The 26,414-nt window shown below is 65.2% G+C and carries 20 protein-coding genes and 1 tRNA gene; 10 read left to right on the top strand and 11 right to left on the bottom strand.

The genetic code is table 11. The annotated features are described in order from the left end of the window. The first annotated feature begins 191 nt into the window (after positions 1-191). On the top strand, positions 192-1,646 hold the full coding sequence (locus tag C811_RS06610) for a helix-turn-helix transcriptional regulator (protein WP_016308736.1): 1,455 nt from the start codon (positions 192-194) through the stop codon (positions 1,644-1,646). Here C811_RS06610 and C811_RS06615 read toward each other — a convergent pair. Together C811_RS06615 and C811_RS06620 are read right to left on the bottom strand one after the other, a co-directional pair. Continuing rightward, a complete protein-coding gene (locus C811_RS06615; RefSeq protein WP_016308737.1) occupies positions 1,643-2,614 on the bottom strand; it encodes a LysR family transcriptional regulator in 972 nt (323 codons plus the stop codon). The two genes, C811_RS06610 and C811_RS06615, sit on opposite strands and share 4 nt — an antisense overlap. Positions 2,615-3,035: 421 nt before the next feature. Next, on the bottom strand, positions 3,036-3,959 hold the full coding sequence (locus C811_RS06620) for a LysR family transcriptional regulator (protein ID WP_016308738.1): 924 nt from the start codon (positions 3,957-3,959) through the stop codon (positions 3,036-3,038). Between the two features lie 293 nt (positions 3,960-4,252). Here C811_RS06620 and C811_RS06625 point away from each other — a divergent pair, with 293 nt between their 5' ends. Beyond that, positions 4,253-5,824, top strand: a complete 1,572-nt coding sequence (locus tag C811_RS06625) for an FAD-dependent oxidoreductase (protein WP_016308739.1) — start codon at positions 4,253-4,255, stop codon at positions 5,822-5,824. A gap of 258 nt (positions 5,825-6,082) precedes the next feature. Beyond that, the gene (locus C811_RS06630) at positions 6,083-7,408 is read left to right on the top strand and encodes a coproporphyrinogen III oxidase family protein (protein WP_016308740.1); all 1,326 of its coding nucleotides are present in this window, start codon (positions 6,083-6,085) and stop codon (positions 7,406-7,408) included. Positions 7,409-7,696: 288 nt separating this feature from the next. On the opposite strand, the gene C811_RS06635 is transcribed toward C811_RS06630, so the two are convergent. Further along, positions 7,697-9,478: an FAD-dependent oxidoreductase gene (locus C811_RS06635; protein WP_016308741.1), complete on the bottom strand. Its 1,782-nt coding sequence runs from the start codon at positions 9,476-9,478 to the stop codon at positions 7,697-7,699. A 316-nt stretch (positions 9,479-9,794) separates the two neighbouring features. On the opposite strand from C811_RS06635, the gene C811_RS06640 reads away from it, so the two are divergent. Further along, a complete protein-coding gene (locus C811_RS06640; RefSeq protein WP_016308742.1) occupies positions 9,795-11,321 on the top strand; it encodes a helix-turn-helix transcriptional regulator in 1,527 nt (508 codons plus the stop codon). A gap of 19 nt (positions 11,322-11,340) precedes the next feature. Here C811_RS06640 and C811_RS06645 read toward each other — a convergent pair whose 3' ends face one another. The 3 genes from C811_RS06645 to C811_RS06655 all read right to left on the bottom strand — a co-directional run bounded on the left by C811_RS06645 (position 11,341) and on the right by C811_RS06655 (position 13,117). After that, positions 11,341-11,796 (bottom strand): PIN domain-containing protein, encoded by a 456-nt coding sequence (locus tag C811_RS06645; protein ID WP_016308743.1) that lies wholly within the window; start codon positions 11,794-11,796, stop codon positions 11,341-11,343. Continuing rightward, positions 11,793-12,122 carry a type II toxin-antitoxin system RelB/DinJ family antitoxin gene (locus C811_RS06650; protein ID WP_016308744.1) on the bottom strand — a complete coding sequence of 110 codons (330 nt, stop codon included), beginning with the start codon at positions 12,120-12,122 and terminating at the stop codon, positions 11,793-11,795. Before C811_RS06650 ends, C811_RS06645 begins: the two co-directional genes overlap by 4 nt. 143 nt (positions 12,123-12,265) lie before the next feature. Further along, entirely contained in the window at positions 12,266-13,117 is an 852-nt protein-coding gene (locus tag C811_RS06655; protein ID WP_016308745.1) for a hypothetical protein, read from the bottom strand. A 182-nt stretch (positions 13,118-13,299) separates the two neighbouring features. On the opposite strand from C811_RS06655, the gene C811_RS15710 reads away from it, so the two are divergent. The 3 genes from C811_RS15710 to C811_RS06665 all read left to right on the top strand — a co-directional run bounded on the left by C811_RS15710 (position 13,300) and on the right by C811_RS06665 (position 15,591). Then, positions 13,300-13,941, top strand: a complete 642-nt coding sequence (locus tag C811_RS15710) for a helix-turn-helix transcriptional regulator (RefSeq protein ID WP_016308746.1) — start codon at positions 13,300-13,302, stop codon at positions 13,939-13,941. A 124-nt stretch (positions 13,942-14,065) separates the two neighbouring features. After that, a tRNA-Pro gene (locus C811_RS06660) sits at positions 14,066-14,142 on the top strand. A gap of 231 nt (positions 14,143-14,373) precedes the next feature. Then, positions 14,374-15,591 (top strand): LL-diaminopimelate aminotransferase, encoded by a 1,218-nt coding sequence (locus tag C811_RS06665; protein WP_016308747.1) that lies wholly within the window; start codon positions 14,374-14,376, stop codon positions 15,589-15,591. A 158-nt stretch (positions 15,592-15,749) separates the two neighbouring features. Here the strand turns inward: C811_RS06665 and dapF are convergent, their stop codons facing one another. The 5 genes from dapF to C811_RS06690 form a co-directional block, all read right to left on the bottom strand. Beyond that, positions 15,750-16,745 (bottom strand): diaminopimelate epimerase, encoded by a 996-nt coding sequence (dapF, locus tag C811_RS06670; RefSeq protein WP_016308748.1) that lies wholly within the window; start codon positions 16,743-16,745, stop codon positions 15,750-15,752. A 31-nt stretch (positions 16,746-16,776) separates the two neighbouring features. Continuing rightward, positions 16,777-18,870, bottom strand: coding sequence for a glutamine synthetase III family protein (locus C811_RS06675; protein ID WP_016308749.1), 2,094 nt, complete (start codon positions 18,868-18,870; stop codon positions 16,777-16,779). Positions 18,871-18,965: 95 nt separating this feature from the next. After that, positions 18,966-19,769 (bottom strand): GltB/FmdC/FwdC-like GXGXG domain-containing protein, encoded by an 804-nt coding sequence (locus C811_RS06680; RefSeq protein ID WP_016308750.1) that lies wholly within the window; start codon positions 19,767-19,769, stop codon positions 18,966-18,968. Between the two features lie 14 nt (positions 19,770-19,783). Next, the gene (locus tag C811_RS06685; protein WP_016308751.1) at positions 19,784-21,298 is read right to left on the bottom strand and encodes a glutamate synthase-related protein; all 1,515 of its coding nucleotides are present in this window, start codon (positions 21,296-21,298) and stop codon (positions 19,784-19,786) included. Between the two features lie 5 nt (positions 21,299-21,303). Beyond that, entirely contained in the window at positions 21,304-22,503 is a 1,200-nt protein-coding gene (locus C811_RS06690) for a class II glutamine amidotransferase (RefSeq protein ID WP_016308752.1), read from the bottom strand. A 213-nt stretch (positions 22,504-22,716) separates the two neighbouring features. Here C811_RS06690 and purF point away from each other — a divergent pair, with 213 nt between their 5' ends. The 3 genes from purF to brnQ all read left to right on the top strand — a co-directional run bounded on the left by purF (position 22,717) and on the right by brnQ (position 26,331). Next, positions 22,717-24,111: an amidophosphoribosyltransferase gene (purF, locus tag C811_RS06695; protein WP_016308753.1), complete on the top strand. Its 1,395-nt coding sequence runs from the start codon at positions 22,717-22,719 to the stop codon at positions 24,109-24,111. Between the two features lie 99 nt (positions 24,112-24,210). Next, positions 24,211-24,666 (top strand): hypothetical protein, encoded by a 456-nt coding sequence (locus tag C811_RS06700; protein WP_016308754.1) that lies wholly within the window; start codon positions 24,211-24,213, stop codon positions 24,664-24,666. Between the two features lie 342 nt (positions 24,667-25,008). Further along, positions 25,009-26,331 carry a branched-chain amino acid transport system II carrier protein gene (gene brnQ, locus C811_RS06705; protein ID WP_198010017.1) on the top strand — a complete coding sequence of 441 codons (1,323 nt, stop codon included), beginning with the start codon at positions 25,009-25,011 and terminating at the stop codon, positions 26,329-26,331. The last annotated feature ends 83 nt before the right edge of the window (positions 26,332-26,414 follow it).

Raw genomic sequence — 26,414 nt, forward strand, 5'->3', positions numbered from 1 at the left:
TAAGGAGACGGCACCGCCCTCCCGCAGAGCATCATGGCAAAAGTGGCGGGCAGGTAACATCTGACGATTTGACCTATTTTGCCCGATCAGGTAAAAATGGGCCGAAGTGGCCCATAGCATTGACCGCGCGTTTTGCTACGGTTGAGCAGAGGCGAACGCGCTTGTGGCATCGCGCTTTTTAGGGAGGGACAATGCGGGAATCGATTGAGGGCCCCTTTGCCGATTGGCGGCTGTTGGGGCTTGGTTTCTGGCAGGCATGGCAGATCGTCACGATGTGCACGAACACGGTGGCCCCCACCGAGGGGCTGCTCTTCTCGGAGGGCAACGCCCTGCTCGTGCTGCTCGTGCTCATGACGGTCGCCTATGGCGCCGTCGTGGTCATGTCGCGGTGGTTCGCGCCCTTCGTATCGCGCGGGGCCTTCTATGTCGCGGCCGCCGCCCTCATGGCGGCCGGCACCGTCGCGATGCCCCTTGTCGGCCTCTTCTGCGAAGGCGCCCTCGGCTGGGGGTTGTTCATCGCCGCCGCGGGTGCTGCGGCGCTCGGCAACGCGCTTCTGCTCATCATGTGGGGCGAGCTGTGGAGTGCTCTGGCCACAGGGCGTGTGGGAAGGCACCTGTACGCCTCCTACACCTTCGCCTTCGTGCTCTTCTTCGTCACCTACGCGGTCCCGGAGCCGGCGGCCGTGGGGCTTACGGCGGCCTTCCCCGTGGCTTCGGCCGCGGTGCTCTACGCCTGCCGCCGCGAGCCGCGCCGCGAGCCCTCCGTCGTGCCGCTCGATGTGCGCACCATTCCCGTGGCCCGTCTGCTCGTCTGCCTCTTCGTCATCAGCGTGATCTGGGGACTGACCCAGGGCATGGTGGTCACCTTCGCCGAGGGCGATCCGCTGGTGGTGCCCAAGGCACTTCTGCTGGCAGGCGGCGGCATCGGGGCCATCACCCTTTCCATGATGGTCACCTCCTCGCCCTCCGAGGCGCTCACGCTGTACCGGCCCGTTATTCCCGCTGTGCTCGCGGGTATCGTCCTGCTGCTCCTCAAGCCCGATGTGTACCCCTTCTTGGGCACGGGGCTCATCATCATGGGCATCTACTGCCTGGATATGCTCATGATGCTCGTCTCCACCGATGTGGCCTTCCGCGGGCGCATTCCCGTGGCGCTCTCCTTCGGCCTGGCCGTTCTGGCCACCCGCGCCGGCACCCTCGCGGGATCGGTGGGCGCCGACTGGCTCATCTTCTCCCCCTGGTGGTCGGCCCAGCTGCGCACCGACGTATGCCTTATCGCCATTCTCCTGCTCGCCGTCATCGGCATGCTCTTCTTCACCGTGGCCGATGTGCAGAAGCTCTATGTCACCCCGCGCATGCAGCGTGCCGACGAATCGTTGGAGCAGAAGTGCGCGGCGGTGGCGGCCATGTGCCATCTGACCAACCGCGAGTCGGAGGTGATCGTGCTTCTGGCCCGCGGGCGTACCGTTCCCTATATCAGCGACGAGCTCTCTATCGCCCAGGGCACCGCGAAGCACCATGTGAGCAACATCTACCGGAAAGTGGGCGTGTTCGACCGCCAGGGCCTTTTGGACGCCATCGAGCAAGGAGGCGTGGGGAGGTCGGCGCTCGCGGCGGACCGTCCCGATCGGCCGGCGAGGGCCTAGAAGGCGAGGCGCCTTAAGGCTTCGACGGCCTCGTCGCGCCTCGACGGCGGGGCGGTGGCGGCCAGGTAGGCATCGAGCTCGCCTGTCTTCCCGAAGTCCCCGACGATGGTGCGGGCGACCCGCAGCGCGCAGGGGGTCAAATCGGGGCGGAAGACGAACACCGAGGCCATATCGAGCGGCGCGTTCACGAGCGGGCGGCGGCACACCTCGTCGGTGACGAGGCCTAAGGCGTACTCGGTTTGGATGATGAAGCATTGCTTGCGGGTTGAGACATGGGCGAGCATGAGGTTGCGGTCGTGCAGGATGGCATCGGTGAGGATGCCGTGGTTGCGAAACACCGTCTCGTAGAGCCGTTCCTTGTAGGGGCTCGTCTGAACCACGGTGCGGCCGCGCAGGTCGCGCACGAAATCCACCGAGGACTTCCGGGCGAGCGGGTCATCGCAGCTGAGCAGGACCGAGAGCGTGTCGTCGGCCAGTTTGATGGACGGCAGTCCCATATGCTCGGGCGGGGCGATGGTGATGGCGCATTCCATTGTGCCGGCGAGCATGGCCTGCCAGAAGACGTCGTGGTCTCCATCGACGATCTCGACTCTCAGATCGTCGTCTTCCTGGAAGCGGCTTAAGAGCTGGCGCTTCTGATCGTAGCCGACGAACATGCTGAGCAGCCCCACGCGCACCGGCTCTGGTTCCGAGCCGCCGAAGGAGCGCAGACGGTCGAGGCAGCCCTCCCAGGCGCGGTCCTCCTCGTGCAGATGGTGAAGCAGGGCGCGGCCCGCGCGGGTGAGCTTCACCCCCTGCTTTCCTCGGGCGAACAGGGGAACGCCGACCGACTCCTCCAGTCCCCGCATACTGCGGGACAGCCCCTGGCGGGACAGATAGAGGCTCTGGGCAGCCTTGGTGATGTTGCCGGCGGCGACCAGCTCGTAGAAGTAGCGGCGCTGCTCGGCGGTTAGGCGAAACGTGGTCATGGTCTTCCTCCCTCGAGGCCATGGCGGACGTGCGCGTGCGGTATGTCGACGCGTTTCGAAGGGGCCACTATAGGGCCTGTGTTTGCGCGCGGCAAGTGCCTATGTGGACCAACGGGGGCTGCGATGTATCGTGCCTTCCTCTGGCAGCCTTCTGATCTGGGATGATGTAAAACCGCAACGGCGTGGGCGACGCATGGACAAGTCAACTGTTTCTTTTCGACGCGGCAGGCGGTTTACGCCCTGACGCTATGAGAGCGGTTGGGCGAGTCCTATCGACGGCTATCTATGTGAGGCTATGTGCATGTGGAATTGTCATTGCGCGATAAATGGGGGCTTGGAGGCGACGATATCGACTGCAAGGTCTGGAATGGGCGGGCGCTTCTCGCAAGGCTTGTTGTCCTTTGTCGGGAAATGCTGTTCTTCAGGAGGGATGTCGACCGAAATAGGCGTCGAGCTCAGAGGCTTTGCCAAAATCGCCGACCATTGTGCGGGCGACCTGTTGCGCGCGGGGAGAGAGATCGGGGCGAAATACGAATACGGTTTCCATGTCGATGGGCGCATTCACGAGCGGCCGTCGGCACACCTCGTCGGTCACCAGGTCGCAGGCATACTCGGTCTGTATGATAAAGCAGTCGTGCCGTGTCGAGACCTGAGCGAGCATCAAATTCTTGTCGTGCAGAATCGCCTCGCTTCGAATGTCATAGTTTCGGAACACTGTTTCGTAGAGACGTCCCTTGTAAGGGCTTGTCTGCACGATGGTTTTGCCGCGCAGGTCGCGCGTGAAATCTATCGAGGTTTTGCTAGAGAGAGGGTCGTCGCAGCTGAGCAGCACCGAGAGCGTATCGTCGGAAAGCTTGATTGAGGGGAGACCTAAGTGCTCAGGCGGCCGCATTGTCAGCGCAAACTCCATATCGCCTGCAATGATAGACTGCCAGAATGCATCATGGTCGCCATCGACGATTTCGATGCGTAGCCCCTCATCGTCCTTGAAACGCTCCAGGAGCTGGCGTTTTTTGTCGTATCCTACGAACATACTGAGGAGGCCGATGCGTATCGGCTCGGGTTGCCGATTGTCGAGCGAGCGCAGGCGGGCGAGGCACACCTCCCATGCACGATCCTCTTCGCGCAGATGATCGAGGAGCATCTGTCCGGCCCGCGTTAGCCCGACTCCGCGCTTTCCGCGTGTGAACAAGATCGCGCCGACGGCCTCTTCCAATCCGCGCATACTACGCGATAGCCCCTGTCGTGATAGGTAGAGCCGACGGGCCGCTTGCGTGATATTGCCGGTCGAGCACAGCGCATAAAAATAACGCCGCTGCTCTGCGCTTAGACGAAATGGCTCCATGATCTCCTCCCTTCGACCATGTAGTGAGGAAAGCCCCTCATTCCGGATGCGCATCCTGCGGCTCAATATAGGAGATGCTTGGCCATTCGACAAGGGTAGACGTACATCGCTCTCACACCGCAAAGCGAAATTTTCCTGTGCGACAAAGCGATGACCAGGCAGTATTGTCATGTGTCGCCAAGGATGTTGCGTATAGATCGAGCAAAGTGTTTCTTCTCGTGGTAAGAGGCGGCACCTATAGTGAGCCCCGTAAACGGACCTTGTCCGTGCTATCCAAGGAGAGAGGGAGCACTATGAGAAACTTTACACGTCGCGACATTCTGAAGGGCTTTGCGTTTGGCACGCTGGCCGCTGCTTCAGGCGGGGCCCTCGCAGGCTGCGCACCCTCAAGTGATGCCGACACGGCAGTTGCGGAGACCGGTGCCTCTGCCTACCGCTTCGCCAAGCGCGTGAGCGAGGTGGCCGACCGTGCCGAGCTCGAGGCCGACGTACTGGTGATCGGCGGCGGCGGGGCGGGGCTGTGCGCCGCACTTTCCGCAGCTGAGCAGGGCGCCACGGTGATCTTGTGCGAGAAGACCTCGGCCTTCGGAGGCGCTACGACGCTCTCGAGCGGCAAGATTCCCGCCGTGGGCACCGCCCAGCAGCTCGAGAAGGAGGACGGCGACAGCATCGGCGCCTGCGTCATGGACATCATGCGCCCGAGCAACTACAGTGTGCGCCCCGATTTGGTCTACACCGTTGTCGAGCAGTCGCGCGATATCGTGGAGTGGACCGAGGGCCACGGCGCGGTGTGGACGGTGGACGACGCGCTCTACTACGGTCAGACCGCCTACCGCATGCACACCACTGACGGCGCGGGCACGGGCCTGACCGATGCGCTCATCGCCAGCGTGAACGGCACCGAGGCTATCGAGACGCTGCTCTCGTGCGAGATGCAGGGCCTGGTGCTGGACGACGAGGCCGATGTGGTCGTGGGCGCCTACGGAAAGAACGGATCCGAGCCCATAGTCGTGTTCGCGGAGAACACCGTTCTCGCCACGAGCGGCTTCGCCAACAATCCCGACATGCTCGAGCAGTACTGCCCCGAGGCGGTGCCGGCGGTGAAGGTGGTGGCGCCGGGAGCCACGGGCGAGGGCATCCTGTGGGCCGAGGAGCTCGGCGCTTCGCTGCAGAACATGGGCGCCTACCAGGGCCATGCCTTTCACGGCGTGGACAACGACAAGACCTTGGAGCAGGGGGTGGCCAACAACGGCGGCATCATCGTGAACCAGGACGGCAACCGTTTCATGAACGAGTACGGCGGGTACTCCGAGATGTCGCCCCATGTGCTCGCCCAGCCCGACGGCATCGGGTATCTGTGCTTTACCGACCTGCAGCGCGAACAGAGCAAGAAGTTCGCGGAGTGGGAGGAGGAGGGCGTTGTCCTGCGCGGGAACGACGCATCGCAGCTGGCAGCCGCCATCGGCGCCGATCCCGCGAAGTTCGAGCGCACCGTTTCCGACTACCAGAAGGCCATCGGCACAGGTATGGACAAGTTCAATCGCTCCCATCTGCCCGCTAGCTTCGAGCCCCCCTTCTACGCGGTGAAGCTCACCGGCGAGATTCGCCACACCCAGGGCGGCATGGCCACCGATGTGGCCGGGCACGTGCTGCGTGGCGACGGCAGCCTCATCGAGGGGCTCTACGCCGCCGGCGGCTGCACCGAGGGGTTCTCGTGCCGTGGCGGCGCGGCCTACATGAGCGGCAACGGGCTCATCCAGGCGCTCGTGTTCGGCAAGATCGCCGGCGCGGCCGCAGCGACCGAAGCTCGCGGCAGCGCGGAAGTCGCCCAATGGGAGAAGACCGATATCGACGCCTATCTGTAGGCACCGCCTGAAACATATCCTCCCCGCTACGCCCGCACGGCCGTCCCTTCCCCGAGGATGCGGCCGCGCGGGCCTCTTCGCGTTCCCGGTCCGCCGCATGCGCGCGTCCGGTGCCGGGCCGGCGGATGCGACGTCGCCGATGCGTCGGGCTCCGGGGCGGTTTGTGCATTCCCCATACCTAAGGCGGCGGGGTCGGCCTTCTCCCATTCGGTAGTGCTACAATGCGCCTTACGCTTGTACCGACCAGGAGGTTTCCGCATGCTCTCAGAGCGCTTGCTCACCACCGTCGTCCGCTCCATGACCGACAAAACCTTGGCGCTGCACCCCGTGCCCACGGGCACCCTGCCCGACCCGGTGCCGGGACGTGCCTACACGCTCTATGTGCACGTGCCTTTCTGCGAGCGCTTGTGCCCCTACTGCTCGTTCAACCGCTTTCCCTACCGGGAAGAGCGGGCGCGTACCCATTTTGCGGCCCTACGCGAGGAGATGCGCCTTCTGAAGGAGAAGGGCTACGACTTCGAAAGCGCCTATATCGGCGGGGGCACCCCCACGGTGGACATCGACGAGCTGTGCGAGACCATCGACTACGCCCGCGATCTGTTCTCCATCAAGGAGATCAACTCCGAGACGAACCCGAACCACCTGATTCCCTCGTATCTGGAGAAACTCAAGGGCCGCATCCAGCGTTTGTCGGTGGGCGTGCAGTCCTTCGACAACGAGCTTCTGCGCCAGATGGACCGCTACGAGAAGTACGGCAGCGCCGAGGAGATCTTCGAGCGCATCGGCGAGGCGGCCCCGTACTTCGAGTCGCTCAACGTGGACATGATCTTCAACTTCCCTTCCCAGACCGAGGACATCCTCATCAACGACTGCGAGAAGATCGCCACCTGCGGCTGCCATCAGACCACCTTCTCGCCGCTGTACCAGTCCCACGCCACCACGCGCAAGATGGAGAGCGTGCTCGGACGCATGGACTACGACAAGGAGCGTCGCTTCTACCATATCCTCGACGAGATCTTGAATGAAGGCGACCGCCCGCTGTTCGAGCGGCGCACTCTGTGGACCTTCAACCGCCTCGACGAGAATTTGCGCCGTCGCCAGAACCTGGAGGTGGACGAGTACGCCGTGGCCTACGAGGAGTGCGTGGGCGTCGGGTCGGGCTCCATCACGCATTTGGGCGACAACCTGTTCGTGAACACCTTCAACCTGGAGGAGTACGCGCAGATCGTGGGGGAGGGACGCCTGCCGCTCATGGGCTGCACCGACCTGCCGCGCCGCGATCTTATGCGCTACAAGTTCCTGCTGCAGCTGTACAGCCTGCGCTTCGACAAGCGCGAGTTCATGCGCGACTTCGGCGTATCGGTGGAGCGGGGGCTGCCCGTGGAGATGGCCTTCATGCGGGCCAACGGCGCCTTTGCCACCGACAACGACGAGGAGCTGACGCTTACACGCGCCGGCCGCTACCTCGTGGTAGTGCTCTACCGCCAGTACCTGGCCGGGCTGAACAACCTGCGCGAGCAGGCGCGCAGCGAGCTTACGGGCCTGGAGCACGACCTTTTGTTCGGCGACGGCACGGAGCGTTAGCGCCCGCTGCCCGCAGGCGGCAACTAGGCACGCAACTAGGCACGCAACGAGGGCTCCCCGCGGGGAGCCCTCGTCGTTGGGAGAGGGTAGGAATAGCGCCGAGACGCGCTGAAATGTGGCGAGGCGCGCTGAAATGCGATGAAATCGACGGTTCTCGTAGTTTTTGGGCGAATAGCGCCTTCCCTTGGGACAGCACGCGAGCGTTTCCCCAGTTCACGGAAGTTTTGGAGCGCCATCTGCGCCGGCGAGGGTGCGAGAACCGTGATTTTCTCCGCGAAACGGCCGGGTCTAGGCTCGGCTCATCGCCTCGATGTCGGCCCCGGCGGCGTTCATGCCGGCCAAGCGCCCGAAGGACAGTGCGGTGCCCAGCGAGATGCCGGCCACGGTGACCGGGTACTCCACGAGATAGCGGCCGCCCTGCACGTTGCCGGTAGCGTACAGGCCCTCGATGGGCGCGCCCTCGGCGTTCAGCGGCTGGAGCTTCTTGTTCACTTCCAGGCCGCCCATGAGCACGAGCATGCCGGCGCTGCCGAAGGGGTAGGCGTAGAAGGGCGGCTCGCTCACGGGGAACAGGCGACGGGGATCCTTGCCGAAGTCGGCATCGTGGCCGGCGGCGCACAGCTCGTTGTAGCGGTTGACGGAGGCCACGACAGCCTCGACGGGCAGGTTGCACTGCGCGGCCAAGTCCTCGATGGTGTCGGCCACGATAAGGCCCTCGGTTCCCTCCACCATGGCCTTGGTGGTGTAGCCCAGGCCGAAGCCGGAAAGCACGGTGGCGTAGGCGTCCACCTCATCGTCGGCGACGAAGTGGTTCACGTAGCCGTGGCCGTCGGGCATCTTGGCGATCTCGGTGGGCCACTTGGCATCGAAGATCTGCCAGGAGCGCAGGTCGTCGGCGCCGCTCATGGGGTTCGGGCCCACGGGCACGCGGGAGAGCTGATCGGCGATGTTCTGGCCCGGAATATCCTCGTTCATGAAGCGCTCGCCGTTGATGTTGAGCTGCAGGTAGCCGTCAACGCCCAGGGGGCCGCCCATATGGTGGGTCATCGGCGCGTGGGGTCCGAGTTCCATGTGCGCTCCGGCCCACAGGCCCATGAGGTGCCCGTCGCCGGTGTTGCCCACGTTGCCCGCGGCGTCCATGGTGGTGTAGAAGCTCATGAACTCGTTGGCCCAGGGTATGTAGTAGTCGCGCATGTCCTGGTTGTTGCCCCAGTCGCCGGTGGCGAGCACGACGGACTTCGCGTTGATCTGGGTGTAGGCACCATCGGCATCGTGCACGTAGGCGCCCACGACGCGACCGGAATCGTCGGTGATGAGCTGCTCGCCCCAGGTACCGTAGATCATCTCGGCGCCTTTGGCCTCGGCGGCGGCCACAGCGGCCTCGAGGGTCCACTGCATGTTGGGGTTGGTGGTGATGGTGCCGTGGAAGTAGGGGTAGTACTCGGTTGTGTAGTCGTAGCCCTCCAGGGCGGGGAAGCACTTGGGGCGGATATAGCAGGGCTTGTCGGTCTCCTGGTTGGCGGCCGTGCTCTTCAGCACCTCGAAGTCGGCGCCCTCGACGAACCAATCGAAGTCCTCGCCGGAGTGGTCGTACCAGTAGCCGAGGAAGTCGGGGGTGGGGCGGTAGCACATGTCCTTCATGAGCTGGTTGACGATAACGTCCTTGCCGGCCCACTTAATGCCGAGATCCTTCTGGATCTGCGAGCCTACGACGCCGAAGTCGCCGGCCATGGATACGGCGGCCAGTTCCGGGGACTTCTCCACGGCGATGACCTTCGCGCCTTCCTCGGCTGCGGCCTTGGCGGCCGCGCAGCCCGACAGGCCCAGGCCGATGACGAGCACATCGCAGTCCTTCGTCTCGGCCACGCTCTCGGGTACGGCCGGCGCGGTCATGAAGTTGGGCACGAAGTCGGCCGGCGCGCCGCCTGCCGCGGGCGCGGCATCGGTGCCGGTCTGCGGGGCGGGGGTGGCGCTCTGCGGCTGGCTGCACCCGGCAAGCCCCATGGCGCCGGCCGCGGCAGCCGAAGCACCCAGGCTGAGGAATGCGCGGCGGCTAAGATTCTGTTCCATGATGATCCCTCCCTTAAGGGTTTCGCGGGGGCGCGGCCTCTCCGCGCCCTTTGACGAGGGGCACTCTACGGGAAAGCGAGCCGCGTATCTTCACCAGACGACGGGTGAATTTTTCCGCAACGATGTCGCCCTCACTTCACCTGATTCGTGTGAAGCGCCGCCGAGCGACTCTTCTGAACAGGGAAAACACTAGTCCTGTATATCTTTCTCCCTGAAAGCGGGCACCGGAGCGACACCAAGTGCGATCATGGGAACTTGTCTTGTTCCCTGGGGGCGCGCCGCGGAAAACCTCTATACTAAAGGAGGGAGGAAACTTGTGAATCGATTCAAAGACACCATAGCGGATCTCTCGGGCCGGGACGGTCTGCTGGCGGCCGGCTACGCGCTGTACCTGGCATTCAGCTTCGTCGCCTTCCACTCCGCCACGCTGCTCTCGCCGGCTGCGGCCGTCGGGCACGGCGGCGGCGTGCTGTTCTCGGGCTGCGCTATGGCCGGCCGCATCGCGGCGGCGCTGCTTTCCGTGACGACGGTGCTCCTTGCCGTAACGAGGGGCAAGCGCCTTCGGCCGAGGGTCGTCACCTGGGTGCTGGCGGGCCTGTGCATCGCCGCGGCCCTCGCGGCCTTTCTCGTGCTGGCCATGGTCTTCCATCTCTCCGATGCCGTGCCCCCGTCGCTCATGCTGCCGTGGCTCGCCTTGGCAGGTGCGCTTCTCGGAGCGGCCGATCTTCTGGCGACGTTGTTGTGGGCCCGCTTCTCCGCCACGCTCAGCTTGCGGACCGTCTATATATATGTGACGGTGGCAAACGGCGCGAGCCTTGTGCTCTACGCCGTGTTCACCCTCGTGTCCGCTGCTGCCGTGCTGCCCTTGGCGGCGCTGCTCTTCCTCGTGGCGGTGCTCTGTGCCAAGCGGGTGCTCGATGCCCGCGCACCCGAGGAGGACTTCGGGTTTCAGGTGTCGGCGTTTCACGGGCTCGTGTGCGATTTGTGGCATCCGGTGCTCGGCACGGCCATCCTCTGCTTCATGGGCGGCCTTATGCTCCAGATATCGGGGCAGCAGGACATTCCCCTCGGCGAGTTCCAGCAAACGTCGCTGTGGGCGAGCGCGGCGGCCATTGCCTGCCTGTTCGTGCCGGCCCTTGTGGTGCGCAAGCCCCTGAACCTGAGCCGCGTGTACTCGGTGGCCCTGCCCCTCTCGGCAGCGGGCTTTCTGCTGCTGCCGCTCATCTGGAATGCCGCTGGCGGCATCGTGAACGCTTTCGCCCAGGTGGGAGCTATGGTCGCGGCGCTTATCCTCTGGTGCATGCTCGCCGACGGGGCACGGCGCACGCGCACCTCGCCAACGCTGCTGTTCTCGCTCGCGCTCATTGTCACGAATGTGGCCACGCTCGCGGGAACGCTGCTCGGAGCGGCCCAAGCGCAGAATATCCGTCCGGGAGATGTGGTCCTCACCGCCGTGGCGCTTGTGTCGGTGTACCTGCTGCTCATAGCCGCCATCGTGCTCTTCCGCAATCGGGAGGGCGGCGGCGCGGTTCAGGCGCCGGCCCGCTCCGGCGGGGAATCGGCGCCTTCAATTGAGGTTGCGCCGACGCCCGAGGAGGTGCTGGCGACCCGTTGCGCTGCCTTGGCCGAGCGATACGGCCTGACTCCGCGGGAGCGCGACATCTTCCCGCTGCTTGCCCAGGGGCATACCATGCCCGCCATCTCCGAGCGCTTGTTCGTGTCCGAGAACACCGTGAAGTCCCACGCGAAGCGCATCTACCAGAAGCTCGGCATTCACGCGCGCGCCGAGCTCATCGACCTGGTGAACCGCACCGGGGACGAGGATGCAGCGCGGGAGCAGTGAGCCCGTCGGGCGGCGAACGCTAGAGATCGATGAAGTCGTACACGAGGCTGTGCTCCTGTTCAAGCCAGGCGAACAACTCGTCGCAGTCCATAACGGGAATACGCGATTGCCCGAAGTCTCCCTTGTTCCGTGTGATGATGGCATCGGCTTTCATCTTTCGTGCGCATTCGTAGAGACAGGCGTCCTCGAAATCGTCCCACGACGAATCGAGGGCGGTTTCAACTTCGAGTCGCGTGAAGTTACACACATTCAAAGACTTCAGAAGGGTCTTAATAACGCTCTTTGCCGTTGTAGTCGATACTTTTTGCGGACCAGAGGCGAGGATATAAAAGGCGTCGGTGAATTGCGAGGCGCTCGTCCATAGCTCGCACTCCTTGCAGAAACCGAGGCTGAAGAGCAGATCGGCCTTTTTCTCGAAAGGCTGCCGTCGGGCCAAAGAGTCCAAGATAATATTGGTATCGACAAACAGTTTCACTGTGCCTCCCATCCATCGAAGTGGCCTCGGGAAGCCAGGCGCTCGCGACGAATCTCGTCATCGGTCATCGTCGCGAAGTGATTATCGAGAGGTAGCACCTTCAGGCTCTGCACCCATGCTTTCGCCTCAGCGATCTCCTGGGGCGAGAACGTACGCGGCTGAGGTTTGGCTTCGGGAAAGGGGAGCGCCCGCTTCTCGATAACGAGGTCGTAGAGCTGGTTGATGACCTGGGAGGCGTTCGTGCCCAAATCCTCCAGTATGCGGTTGCCCATTTCCTTCTTCTCCGGTGACATACGGGCCGTCACCATCGCATCGGCGGTAGCCATGGAATCCTCCTATGTGGTTGTACGTTGTACATATTGTAGCCTACCGAGAGAGGTGATGCAAGGAATAAGCATGGCCGCCGCTACCTCCGCTGGTTTCAGCCCATGATGGGGCGCGTGAAACGAGCTGCCGCGTACGGGCTTTTCTAGCGCAGCGGCATTGTGTACACCGTCAGCGGATCGCAGCGGTAGGTGAGCAGCTCGAAGTCGGCAGCGGAGAGCCGGTCGATGGCGTCGCGGCCGACCAGCTCGTTGCGGTAGACGATGAAGGGGAGCGTCAGCGTTCGGCTCTCACCGGGTTCGATGGCATCCCATCCTTCTGGCAGCGTCTTGAAGGGCGCCTTGTCGTCGGGCACCCCGTATATTGCCTGAAGCGCCGCATCGGCGGGATAGGCGATGGCGGGGCCGCCTTGTGCCGGGGCTTTGAATTTCGCCGACGTGAGGTAGAGGTAGCGTGCGTCGGCGGCCGTATCGCCGTGATTGGCAATCGAGACGTCCACGAGCACGATACGCACATCTTCCACCGCATAACTGGGATCGTAGGCAGTGGCATCATCGTAGCCGGGATACCATTCCTCGAAGGCCTCCTCGCTCACGATATGCACGGCTCCGGGAAGGATGTCGATGTCGTCGAGCTCGAAGCGCCAGTCCGGCGCCTCGGTAATCTCGCGCACCCGTTCCTTCGAGAGCTGGCAAGCCACCTCGGCCCACTCATCGTCGCTGTAGGTGAATGCGTGGCCGTGCGCGAAGCCCTTCACATTGAGCGGTTCGCCGGCGGCTACCGGCACCACCTCGTAGCTCGTATCGAAGTGGACAGCATCGTGGAGGCTGTTCACAGCCGAGGGCGTCTCGAGGGGTGCGGCCTTCCGCGGGGCTGCGGGTTCGAGCTGAAGGAGAAACCACCCGAGCACGAGGGCGAGAGCGACGATGCCCGCGATGCCGAGGGCGATGCGGGTCGGCCTCTGGCCGGTAGGAGCGGAGAGGGAAAGCTGCTGCATGGGTGGCCTCCTTCTGGTGCGATTCCATGATAGCGGCTGCATGCGATGGCAGCGCCGGCTTCTCAAACCTAACAGGAGGAGGGCCCCTTCGGCAATGGTGAAGTTTTTCACCCTTGCGCCCACCAGGGAAATCATGTTTCATGGAAGAAGAGTCAGCGCGGAGAAGCAAAAGGAGGTTCTCGATGTTCATCGGCGTGATGGAAGGGGCGGCGCTGTTTATCCTTATAGGGTTCGCCCTTGCGTGCGCCGCCATTGCGCGAGCTTGCTTTTCCCAGCGCCCCGACGGCACGGCGACGCGCACGGCTCTACTTTGGAGCGCCGCCTTCGTGGTTCAGGTGCTTGGAGCCGTCATGGCCCGCGACGCCATCGGCGGGGCGGCGCCCCTCGCATGGAGTGCGGCGGCGCTCGTTGCCGCAGGCGTGGCCTCGCTCGTGTTGGGAAGGCTCTGGCGCGAGCGGGCCATGGAGCGCGAGGCAATGCGGATGAGATCGCTTGCCCCGCAGCCGGATCAGGATTGGCCGTGCGACGAAGTGTCGAGCTGCATTTCGGCATCCGGGGCCGAGCGATCCGGCGGCGTGGAGGCAAACGGGCCTGCCAGCGATGAGTGCGAGCTAGCCGCGCGGTGCGCATGGGCGGCGCGGGCGTTCGATCTCACCCGCCGCGAGGAGGACGTGCTCATGCTGCTCGCTTCGGGACGGACGGCCTCCGAGGTGGCCGGCGAGCTCGTCGTCTCGTCCAATACCGTGAAGACCCACATCCGCAACTTGTACCGCAAGCTCGGTATCAACCGCCGAGGCGACCTAGCCGAACGGCTGGGGCTGTAGGGGATGGGGTGCCGCCGCCCGCGGGCGGGCGCCGTTAAGACCAAAATGAAAAAATTTCTCTTGCAATGCTTCAGGGGTAAGGTTATTATAATCAAGCTGTTTGAGCAGAGGCTTAAACGCACAACGGGTTGTGGCGCAGTTTGGTAGCGCACTTGACTGGGGGTCAAGGGGCCGCAGGTTCAAATCCTGTCAACCCGACCAGCTTGCCATCAGGCTCCGACATCGCAAGATGTCGGAGCCTGTTTGCATTCAGCGGCTCCGCTCCATCTCGGCCGTGCGCGGGCCGGTCCCCTTGGCGCACCGGCGCCCGAGTCATCCCTCATTGCCCGGCGGACTGCTTGCGGGGGCGGTCTCCGACCTGTTCCAGATGATCGAAACCTGCGGGTAACATGGCGCGCCTACAATAGGGGAAACCGCGAGAAAGGCAAGGTCATGGCACACGTCAACGAGAACTACGGAAAACTGCCGGGAAGCTATCTCTTCTCGGAGATCGCACGGCGCACGGCGGCGTTTGCCGCTAAGCATCCCGATGCCGATCTGATCCGCATGGGAATCGGCGATGTGACGCGGCCGCTTGCGCCGGCGGTCATCGAGGCCATGCACCGTGCCGTGGACGACCTGGCGGCGGCCGAAACGTTTCGCGGCTATGGCCCCGAGCAGGGCTACGCCTTCCTGCGCGAGGCCATCGCCCAGGACGATTTCGCGGCGCGGGGCGTGAGCGTCGATGCCGATGAGATCTTCATCTCCGACGGCGCCAAGTCGGATTGCGGCAACATCGGCGATATCTTCTCTGTCGACAACGTCATCGCCGTGTGCGATCCGGTGTATCCGGTGTACGTGGATGCCAACGCCATGGCCGGGCGCGCCGGCGACTACGACGAGGCGTCCCAGCGGTGGGAGAACATCGTCTACATGCCCACCACGGCCGAGAACGGCTTTTGCCCAGCGCTGCCCGAGGTGCCCGTGGACATCATCTATCTGTGCAGCCCGAACAACCCCACGGGCACCGTGCTCACGCGCGATCAGCTCCAAGCCTGGGTGGATTACGCCAACGAGTGCGGGGCGGTCATCATGTTCGATGCGGCCTACGAGCGATTCATCGTGGATGCCGACGTGCCCCACTCCATCTACGAGGTGCCCGGTGCCGAAACCTGCGCCATCGAGTTCCGCTCGTTCTCGAAGACCGCCGGCTTCACGGGGGCCCGCTGCGGCTACACTGTGGTGCCCCGGGCGCTCGTGCGCGGGGGAGCGAGCCTTCGCGATATGTGGAACCGCCGCCAGTGCACCAAGTTCAACGGCGCCTCCTATGTGATCCAGCGCGGCGCCGAGGCCATCTACACGCCCGAGGGAGCCCACCAGGTGGACGAGGCCATCGCCTACTATCGGGCTAATGCGCGGCTTATTAAGGAGGGCCTGGAGGCGGCCGGCTACACCGTGTACGGAGCGGTGAACAGCCCCTATATCTGGTGCAAGACGCCTGAGGGCATGGGCTCGTGGGAGTTCTTCGACCGGCTTTTGAACGAGGCGGCCATCATTACCACGCCCGGGGCCGGCTTCGGCCCGGCCGGCGAGGGCTACGTGCGCCTGACCGCCTTCGGCGAGCGGGCCGACGCCGAGCGCGCCATGGAGCGAATCCGCGCCCTCGGTTAGCGGTACCACTCGAGCGCGCTCCCCGCCGCGCGTCCGCGCCCTCAAAGCTGGCCCTGCACGTGAAACGCCCCCGCAATCGCGGCTTTCGCCATGATTGCGGGGGCGTTGTCGTGCCGGGGGATAGGGGCTTCGCGCGAGCACCCGACTGCCGCGGAGGGTTACAGCTCCACCTCGCCGATGAAAGCCTCTTCGGCCGGGCCGGTCATGATGACGTGGTCGGTCTCGTCCCAGAGAATATGCAGGGTGCCCCCGCGCAGGTGCACGTCGTTCTCGCGCTCGGAGCGCTCGGTGAGGGCCGCGGCCACCAGCGTCGCGCAGGCGCCGGTTCCGCAGGCCATGGTCTCGCCGCAGCCGCGCTCGAAGACGCGCATGGCGATGCCGCTATCATCCACGCAGGCGAATTCCACGTTGGTCTTCTCGGGGAAGGCGGGATGGCTCTCGAAGTAGGCGCCGACGGCATCCACATCAAAGGTCTCCAGCGACTTCTCGCCGCCCTTGAACAGATGGGCGGGCAGCGCCTCCCAGTCGTCGATGAGGCACACGGCGTGGGGGTTGCCCATGGACACGCCGACGAAGGCGAACGAGGGGCCGCCAGGGTAGGCCAGCGTCAGCGTGGTGGCGCAAGAGCGCGTCTGCCCGTCGCAGGGGCGCGCGGCGCGGTCTTCTGCCACCACCGTCGCGGCCTCGTCGGCCGCAGCGGCGTTCAGGGGAACCTCGGCGGCCTCCAGAACGGGGGCGCCCATGTCCACCTGGGCCGTGGCGAGCCGGCCCGCCTCGTCCATCGTGAAGCGGATGGCCCGCGGCCCGGCCAGGGTCTCCACGGTCAGGCTGCCGCGCGCGGCATCCACGATGCCGCGGTCCACCACGTACTTCGCGAAACAGCGCACGCCGTTGCCGCACATCTGGGCCAAGGTGCCGTCGGCGTTGATGTAGTACATGAGCCCGTCGCAGCCCTCAAGGCGGGCGGGGCGCACGAGGATGACCCCGTCGGCCCCGATGCCGAACCGCCGGTCGCACAGGCGCTTCACCTGGTCAACCGACACATCCATCGTCTCGTCGCGGTCGTCGAAGAAGACGAAGTCGTTGCCGAGCCCGTGCAGCTTCGCGAAGGGGTAGCGACCCGCAACGCCTGCTCCCGTTATCTCCATGGTCATCACCTTTCCTTGAATATCTCGTCGCGCACGCCTAAGCATAGAAGAGGATCTCATTGTACGACGGCACGGGCCAGTCGCTGTCGGGCACGAGAATCTCCAGGTTGTCCACGGTCTCGCGCAGGCTCTCCATGAGCGGCAGCAGCTCGTGGGCGTTGGCGTTCGCCGCGGCCTGGGCGTCGTCGATCTTCACGATCTCCCTGTGCTTGGCGGCCAGGGCGTCGAACTTCTCCTGCGCCTCGTTCAGCCCGTCCATAATACGCGCGAGCTGGGCTTCCTGGGCGGTCGTGTTGGCAGCGGGCATGGCCGCCTTCACCGCGGTGATGTGGCCGGCCACCTTAGCGGCATAGGCGCTGATGGCCGGCAGGTACAGTCGCCGCATCATGCGCCGCATCACGCGGGCCTCGATGTTGATAAGCTTGTTGTACTTCTCCAGCTTCACCTCGTAGCGGCTGCGCACCTCGCTTTCGGAGAGCACGCCGAACTCCTCGAACAGCTCGATGGACTTCGGCGCCACGAAGCAGGGCAGCGCGTCGGCCGTGGTCTTGTGGTTGGCCAGGCCGCGACGGGCGGCCTCCTCTTCCCACTCGGCGGAGTACCCGTTGCCGTTGAAGATGATGCGCTCGTGATCGCGCAGGGTCTGCTTCACGTAATCCCAGGCCGTCTGTACGAACTCGTCGCCGGTCTTGCCCTCCAGAGCGTCGGCGAAGTCCTTCAGCGATTTTGCCATGGCCGTGTTCAGCACCATGTTCGCGTCCGACAGGTTCACCGACGATCCGGGCATGCGGAACTCGAACTTGTTGCCCGTGAAGGCGAAGGGGCTCGTGCGGTTGCGGTCGGTGTTGTCCTTCTGGAAGTTGGGCAGCACGCTTACGCCGAGGTCCATGGACACGCGGTCCGCCTCGCTGTAGTCGCGGCCCTCGATGAGCGCGTTCACGACCGCTCCCAGCTCGTCGCCGAGGAACATCGAGATGATGGCCGGGGGCGCCTCGTTGGCCCCCAGACGATGATCGTTGCCCGCGCTGGCCACGGTCATGCGCAGCAGTTCCTGGTAATCGTCGACGGCCTGCACCACGCCGGCGAGGAACACCAAAAAGCGCAGGTTGTCCATGGGGTGCTCGCCCGGGTCGAGCAGGTTCTTGCTGCCAGCCGAGATGGACCAGTTGTTGTGCTTGCCCGAGCCGTTCACGCCCTCGAAGGGTTTCTCGTGCTGCAGGCACACCAGACCGTAGCGGCTGGCCAGAAGGCGCATCTTCTCCATGGTGAGCAGGTTCTCGTCGATGCCGCGGTTGGCCTCGGAATAGATGGGCGCCAGCTCGTGCTGGGCCGGAGCCACCTCGTTGTGCTTGGTCTTGGCGGGCACGCCGAGCATCCACAGCTCGTCGTCGAGCTCCTTCATGTAGGCGCTCACGGTGGGCCGGATGGCACCGAAGTAGTGCTCCTCCAGCTCCTGGCCCTTGCAGGGGGAATAGCCGAACAGCGTGCGGCCTGTAAGCATGAGGTCCATGCGGCGCTCGTAATCCTTCTCGGAGATGAGGAAGTACTCCTGCTCGGCGCCGACGTTGGCGACCACGCGCCCGGCGTCCTCCTCGCCGAACAGCTCCAGCACGCGGCGGGCCTGGGTCTCGATGGCCTTCATCGAGCGCAAAAGCGGCGTCTTCTTGTCCAAAGCCTCGCCGGTATAGCTGCAGAAGGCGGTGGGAATGCAGAGTACGTCGTCTTTAATGAAGGCGAACGAGGTGGGATCCCATGCGGTGTAGCCGCGGGCCTCGAAGGTGGCGCGCAGGCCGCCGGAGGGGAAGCTGGAGGCATCGGGCTCGCCCTGAATGAGCTCTTTGCCCGAGAAGGTCATGATGGCGTGGCCGTCGGAGGTGGGGTCCACGAAGGCATCGTGCTTCTCGGAGGTGATGCCGGAAAGCGGCTGGAACCAGTGGGTGTAGTGGGTGGCGCCCTCCTCGATGGCCCATTCCTTCATGGCGTGGGCCACCACGTTGGCCACCTCGGGCGCAAGCGGCGCGCCTTCCTTGATGGTGTCCATGAGCTGCTTGTAAGTGGCCTTGGGCAGGCGCTCGCGCATGGTGGACTCGTTGAACACAAGGGAGCCGTAGATCTCGGGAACGTTGGTCATGGGAATCTCCTTTTCAGCAGGGGCCGCCGGGGGGGGGTGCTGGGCGGTCCGGGGCAAGACGACAGGTGAAACGACAGGTGCAGCGGCGGATCGGCCTAGTGGGCGTATAGGCCGCCGTAGGGGCGGGCGCTGGCCGGGCGCAGGCGGTGCCAGCTGCTCAGGTCGCCGCCGAGGGGCGGGCTTTCCCCGGCGAAGGCCTCGTCGTAGGCATCAAGCAGCGCCGTCAGGGTGGGAACATCCTCCTCTCCGACAGGTTCCTGGATAAGGCCGTCCATGATGCACTCGGTGCTTAAGGGATGGCGCAGGTAGATCAGGCCGCCGTGCATGCCGGTGCCCACATAGTCGCCGGGCGTGCCCCCGACGACTATGATGCCGCCGGCCATGTACTCGCCGAGGAAGGCGCCGGCATCTCCGCCGATGACGATGGCCGGGCGCTTGCCCGCGTACTCCTTCATGTGGATGCCCGCGCGCCAGCCGCAGTCGCCGCGCACGAGGATGGTGCCCCCGCGCATGGCGTAGCCGGCGGCGTCCCCGATGCGCCCGTGCACGACGATGGCGCCGTCGTTCATGGTGTTGCCCGCCTGGTCCTGGCCGTTGCCGTGCACCACGATGGTGCCGCCGTCCAGATAGCAGCCCAAATCGTTGCCGGGAGTGCCGAGGATGTCGAGGGACTTGCCCGCCGGCAGCGCGCAGCCCAGATAGCGCTGGGCGTTCGCATCGCGAATGGTGACCGCATCCGCGCGTGCGAGCGCTGCCCGCACGCGCTCGTTGGCTTCCTTGAAGTGGGCAAGCCCGAGAGTCACCTCGTCTGCGGCCGCCCCGCCGGCCGGCGCCGGAGTCGCTTTGCCTGCGGCCGCCGCGGCTTTCCCGGCATTCAAGGTATGGGTCGCGTCAGTCATGGCTTCCTCCCGTCCTACTCGCCGGCGTATTTCACGCCAAGGATGTCCAGTTCCTTCTCGTTTAGGCCCACGCCGCGCAGCATGAGGCGGTTGCCCCGCAGGCTGTCCACGGCGTTGATGCCCATGCCGCCCATCATCTCCTGAATCTCGGCGGTCCATCCCCGCACGAGGTTCGCCACGCGCTCGGCCGCCTCCTCGGGGCACAGCCGCTCGGTCAGTGCCGGGCGCTGGGTGGCGATGCCCCAATTGCACCGGCCGCTCGAGCAGTCGCGGCACTGGTGGCAGCCCATGGCGATGAGGGCCGCCGAGCCGATGGAGCAGGCGTCGGCCCCCAGGGCGATGGCCCGCACCACATCGGCGGAGTTGCGGATGGAGCCGCTGGCCACAAGGCTGACTGTTGAGCGGATGCCCTCGTCGCGCAGGCGCTGGTCGATGGCGGCCAGGGCCAGTTCCGCCGGGATGCCCACCGCGTCGCGTATGCGCTTGGGGGCGGCGCCCGTGCCCCCGCGCAAGCCGTCCACCACGATGATGTCGGCGCCGGTGCGGGCCATGCCGCTCGCGATGGCGGCGGCGTTGTGCACGGCGGCTATCTTCACCGCCACGGGCTTGCGGTAGCCGGTGGCCTCCTTGATGGAGAAGATGAGCTGGCGCAAATCCTCGATGGAGTAGATGTCGTGGTGCGGCGCGGGAGAGATGGCGTCGCTGCCCTCGGGGATCATGCGGGTGCGCGACACCTCGGCGCTGATCTTCTCCCCGGGCAAGTGGCCGCCGATGCCGGGCTTGGCGCCCTGGCCGATCTTGATCTCGATGGCCGCCGCCGTGTTCAGGTAGTGCGCGTCCACGCCGAAGCGCCCCGATGCCACCTGGGCGAAGGCGTGGTCGGCAAAGGGCTCAAGGTCGCGGTGCATGCCGCCCTCGCCCACGTTGAAGAACGTGCCCAGCTCGGTGGCGGCAAGGGCCAGGGCCCTCTGGGCGTTCAGCGAGATGGAGCCGAAGGACATGGCCGAGAACATGATCGGCACATCCAGCTTCAGCTGCGGCGGCAAAGGCTCGACCACCCGCCGCTCGCGCTCGTTTATCTTGAGGATCTCGGGCCGGCTGCCCAAAAACACTCGGGTCTCCATGGGCTCGCGCAGAGGGTCGATGGAGGGATTGGTCACCTGGCTCGCGTTCAGCAGCAGGTGGTCCCAGTAGATGGGGTAGGGGGCGGGCGTTCCCATGGACGACAGTAGCACGCCGCCGGTTTGGGCCTGCTTGGCGATGTCGTCCATGGCCTCGGCCGTCCAGGTGGCCGAGCCGGTGCCGACCTGGGGCCAGGGCCTGATGGTCAGGGCCAGCTCGGGACAGAACACCACGCAGCGCTGGCAATTCACGCACGCGCGGGGGTTGATGGCGATGCGCTCGGGGCCCTTGCGCAGCCGGTGCACCCCGTTGGCGCAGGAGCGCACGCACTGGGCGCAGCCGGTGCAGGCCGCCTCGTCGCGCACCACCTGGTAGCGGGGGAGCACGCAGTTGGTCGTAGCGTCCATGGCGCTTACGCCTCCCTTCTCTTGCGGGGCAGCACGCCCACCTCGTGTTCCAGCGGCCAATCGCGCACCGCCCGGTTCTCCGCCGCCTCGCCGGCCTTGGCGGCGGCCACGTCGTAGCGCTGCACGACGAAGGGCACGCCGCCCTCGATGGAGCGCACGTTCTCGGCGTCGGGGCACACCACCTGGATAGCCGCCTGCTCGCTGGCCAGGTACACCACAGGCCCCTTCTCGGCTACCATGAGCGCGCGCAGCTTCAAGCGGTCGTTCAGGGCCAAAAGCCCCTCTTCCGACCCCAAGATGACCGAGAACGGCCCGTTCACGAGCGCGCTGGCGTATACCGTGCGCAGCGCCGTCTCGAAGGCGGCCCGATCGGGTTCCATGGCGTCTATCTCGCGCCAGGAGGGCGCCGCCATGATGTGGGCGGCCATTTCCTGGGACAGGCCGTGGCGGCGGGCCAGGAGGTCGAACAGGTAGGTGATGACCTCGGTATCGGTCTGCAGCTCGCAGTCGTAGCCGAACTGCTCCACGTAGCGGCGGTTGGCGTCGTAGCTCGAAATCTCGCCGTTGTGGACGATGGACCAGTTCAGCAGCGTGAAGGGGTGCGCGCCGCCCCACCAGCCGGGGGTGTTGGTGGGAAAGCGCCCGTGGGCCGTCCAGGCCCAGGCCTCGTAGTCGCCGATGCGGTAGAACTCTCCGATGTCCTCCGGATAGCCCACGCCCTTGAACACGCCCATGTCCTTGCCCGACGAGGCCACGAAGGCGCCCTCGATCTTCCCGTTGATGTGGAAGACGTGCTGCATGGTGTACTCGGCCTCGTCCAGCCCGCTCGCGGCCAGGCGCATGGGGTGGGGCGCCATGAAGTAGCGCCAGATGTCCGGCGGGTTCTTGATGGCCGGGTGCTCCTCGGTGGGAATGCGCTCCTGCTTCTCGCACAGGTAGAAGTGCTCCAAATAGGCCTCGGTGGCCGCCCGCGCCTCGCGGCTCTCGTACATAATATGGAAGGCGTACAGGTCGGCGTAGTCGGGGTAGATGCCGTAGGCGGCGAATCCTCCGCCCAGCCCGTTGCTCCGATCGTGCATGAGCGCGATGGAGCGCAGGATGTCGCCTCCGTCGTGGCGCGCGCCGCTGCGATCCATGATGCCCGCGATGGCGCAGCCCGAGGGGATGCGGACCTCGCCCTCGCGGGGAATGTTCCTGCGTGTCATAGCTGCGACTCCTCGTTCGTGGTTTCCAGCGTCTCCATGCTACGGACGAAACGTTACGTGGAAAGGTCGGGTTTGTTTCCGCTTCGTGCAAGTCTTGTTTCCGATGTATTTCCTCTTCGCCCCGTGCGCCCCTGTGCGCACATCCCTTGGCTACCATGGGAAACCGCCGATAAGACGAGCAGCCCTACCGTCGTTGAAGGAGCGATGCGAGCCATGGAAACTGTTGCACGTGAGATGCCCGATGCCCTTGAGGAGGCCTGCGGTGTGTTCGGGGTGTACGCCCCGGGCGAGGATGTGGCCCGCCTGACAGGCTACGGCCTGCAGGCGCTGCAGCATCGCGGCCAGGAAAGCGCCGGCATCGCCGTGGGCGACGGAGAGCACCTGAGCTGCTATAAGAACGTGGGGCTGGTGACCCAGGTGTTCGACGATGCGGTGATGGACGCGCTCGTCGGCAATCTGGCCGTAGGCCACGTGCGCTATTCCACGAGCGGCGCCGCCGCATCGCGCGAGGCGGCCCAGCCCCATCTGTCATCCATCGACGAGGTGGAAATCGCCCTCGTCCACAACGGCACGCTGCTGAACACCGAGGCGCTGCGCACCTCGCTCGAGCAGGAAGGCGCCGTCTTCGCTTCCGGCACCGATACCGAGGCGGCGACGTACATCATCGCCGAGGCAACGCGGCGCACCGGCTCGGTTCGCGAGGGCATCCGCCATGCCATGGGGGTGCTCGAAGGCGCGTACGCGATGATTCTCGCCACGCCCGAGGCCCTCTACGCCTTCCGCGACCCCCACGGCATCCGCCCTCTGTGCATCGGGCGCTTGCCCCAGGGCGGCTGGGTGGTGTCGTCGGAAACCTGCGGACTCGACATAGCCGGAGCCGCCTATGTGCGCGATGTGGAGCCGGCCGAGGTGGTGCGCCTCGGGCGCGAGGGGCTCGATGCCGAAAGCGGTCCTGCCGCGCCGCATCGCGCCTCCTGCATTTTCGAGTACGTGTACTTCGCCCGTCCCGACAGCGTCATCGACGGGCAGAGCGTGTACCAGGCCCGCCGCGTCATGGGGGCCATCCTGTCGCAGGAGGCGCCCGTCGATGCCGACCTGGTGCTCGGCGTGCCCGATTCGGGAACGCCGGCGGCGGTGGGTTACGCCGAGGCCAGCGGCATCCCCTACGCCTTCGGCATTGTGAAGAACCACTACGTGGGGCGCACGTTCATCCAGCCCACTCAGGCCATGCGCGAGCGGGGCATCACCTTGAAGCTGAACCCGCTGCCGAGCGTCATCGCGGGCAAGCGCCTCGTGGTCATCGACGACAGCATCGTGCGCGGCACGACGAGCCGCCAGCTGGTGGCCATGCTCTACGAGGCGGGGGCGGCCGAGGTACACCTGCGCATCGTGAGCCCCGAGGTGCGCTGGCCCTGCTTTTACGGCATCGACACGGCCACCCGCGACCAGCTTCTGGCCGCTGGGTGCACGACCGAGGAGATGCGGCAGTGGATCGGCTGCGATTCGCTGGCCTTCATCTCCCCGGAAGGGCTGCACCGGGCCGTCGGCGGAGCGCGTCACCAGGGGTGGTGCGAGGCATGCTTCACGGGAAGCTACCCGATATCCTGATTCCCCCAGGGCTTTCCTATAGGGCAGCGGCGTCGCCTATGAATGAGTTCGCGCAGCTTGTGGTACGCTGGCGCAAAACCCGAATCAAGGAGGCGCGCTATGCATACTTTTCTGGCTGTGGAACCCTGCGACTACGAGATTCGCGGCCTGTACCGCTTCGCTACGCTGAAGGACACCGGCCTGGCCGAGGCTTTGGCCGACGTGTGGCCCGACCAGCCGCGTCTGCTCATGGTGGCGGCCGATCCCGCCGATGCCACCACCACCGAGAATCTGGCCCTCGATCTGGCCTCGGCCCTGACCAAGGCCGGACGGGGCGTGGGGGAGGTGCGCGTGCTGGAGCAGGACACCGCCGAACATGCCGCCCCGCTTCTCGCCGGCGCCCAGGTGGTGGTGCTCGCCGACGGCGACGACGAGAAGCGCGCCGCTTTCTACGCTGACATTAACCTGGCCGACTGTCTGGCAACCGCCGATGGGAACGTCGTGCTCATCGGCCTGGATGGGGCGGCCCTGGAAGCTGCCGGAGTTGCGGTTTCCGCTGATCGCACGTTCAACTAGGCGCGGCGGTCCGTAGCAAGCGGAGCAAAGACCCCGCATGGTCGCATCCGGTCAAATCGGCCTTCATCTCGCAGAAATGCAAGAAAAGGGCCGATTTGTTCAGGTTGAGCGCGGTGAAACAGTGCAAATCGAACCTCATCTTGCATTTTGAATCCCTTTTGCGGTCCCGAACAGTGCAGATCGGCCCCGAACTTGCATTTCTGCAGTTTTGGGGCCGATCTGCACTGGTAACGGCGTCAGGCGCCGTGCTCAACGGACGCTTGACGGTTTTGTGGCGCTTTGTCCCTTAGCCGACGGGCAGTGCGATGATGTCTCATCATAGTTTTTCTTATAGGGAAGCGCTTGCTCAAGACAGGCATCGTGACGAGGGGAGGGCTCGTGAACAAAGACGCGCTCGTAGTGGGCTTGGCGCTGTTCGCCATGTTCTTCGGGGCCGGCAACCTCATTTTCCCGCCGTTTCTCGGCATGGAGTCGGGCTGGGAGTGGCCGCTCGGCTTGGCGTGCTTCGTTTTCGTGGACGTGGTGATCTCCTGCATCGGCATTGTGGCCATCAATCAGGCCGGAGGATCCATCCTCTCCATCGAGGGGGTTCTCGGAAAGCGGCCGGCGCTCGTGCTGAACACGGCGGCCATCCTATGCACGGGCGTGCTCATCGCGAGCCCGCGCACGGCGGCCACCACCTACGAGATGTCCGTCGCGCCCTTGCTGGGGGACTGGATCGGGCTTCTACCGTTCTCGCTGCTGTTCTTCGCCGTGGTGCTGCTGCTCGCGCTCCGCCCCACGCGCATCGTGGACATCGTGGGCAAGGTGCTCACGCCGGTGCTCGTGGCGGGTATCGCCATCATGGTGATTGCGGGCATTGTCTCGCCTTTGGGGCCGGTGACGGCACCGGAGTCGGCCACGGTGGTGGCCGACGGCATCTCGGCGGGCTATCAGACCATGGACATCCTCGCCGTGGTGGGCTTTGCCATCATCGTGCAGGAGTCGGTGCGCGCCGCCGGTTACGCCGACGGGAAAAGCCAGCTGGCGGTGACGGCCCGGGCGAGTCTGGTGGCCTGCGTGCTGCTCGCGCTCGTCTACGGCGGACTTACCTACCTGGGCGCCACGGCGGCTACCGTGGTGCCCCACGATGTGAACCAAGCCACCCTCATCACCCTTATCACCGAGCAGCTCATGGGCCGTGTCGGGCTCGTAGTGCTCGGCATCGTGGTGGGGTTTGCCTGCCTGACCACGGCCGTGGGCCTGTGCGGCGCGACGGCGGCCTACCTCGAGCGTATCAGCGGGCGGCGCCTGAGCTACCGCGCGGCCCTCATCTCCGTGGTGGTCATCGCGCTTGCCATCTGCAACCTGGGCCTCACCGCCATCATCGACCTCGCGGCACCGATCCTCTCGGTCATCTGCCCGCCGTTCATGATCACGGTCGTGCTCATGCTGTTCCGGCGTCGCATCCGCAGCACCTGGACGTTCAAGGGGGCTGCCCTGGCGGCTGTAGCGGCAAGCCTGGTGCTGACGGTGCACGACGTGACGGGCCTGTTCTCCTTCGTAGAGGCGGCGCCCTTGTTCGCCTACGGGTTCAGCTGGCTTCCGCCTGCCCTCGCGGGCGCCCTCGCCGGCGCGCTTCTGGGGCGCAAATTCGATCCGAGGAGGATTACGGCAGCGGCCTGACGGCGGTTCCTCCTGTGCGTATTTTTAGTGCACGTGCACAATGAGCCTCACCCTTTTACCGAGCCATAGCCCCCTCATCAGGG

The sequence above is a fragment of the Adlercreutzia caecimuris B7 genome (assembly GCF_000403355.2).
Lineage (GTDB): Bacteria > Actinomycetota > Coriobacteriia > Coriobacteriales > Eggerthellaceae > Adlercreutzia > Adlercreutzia caecimuris.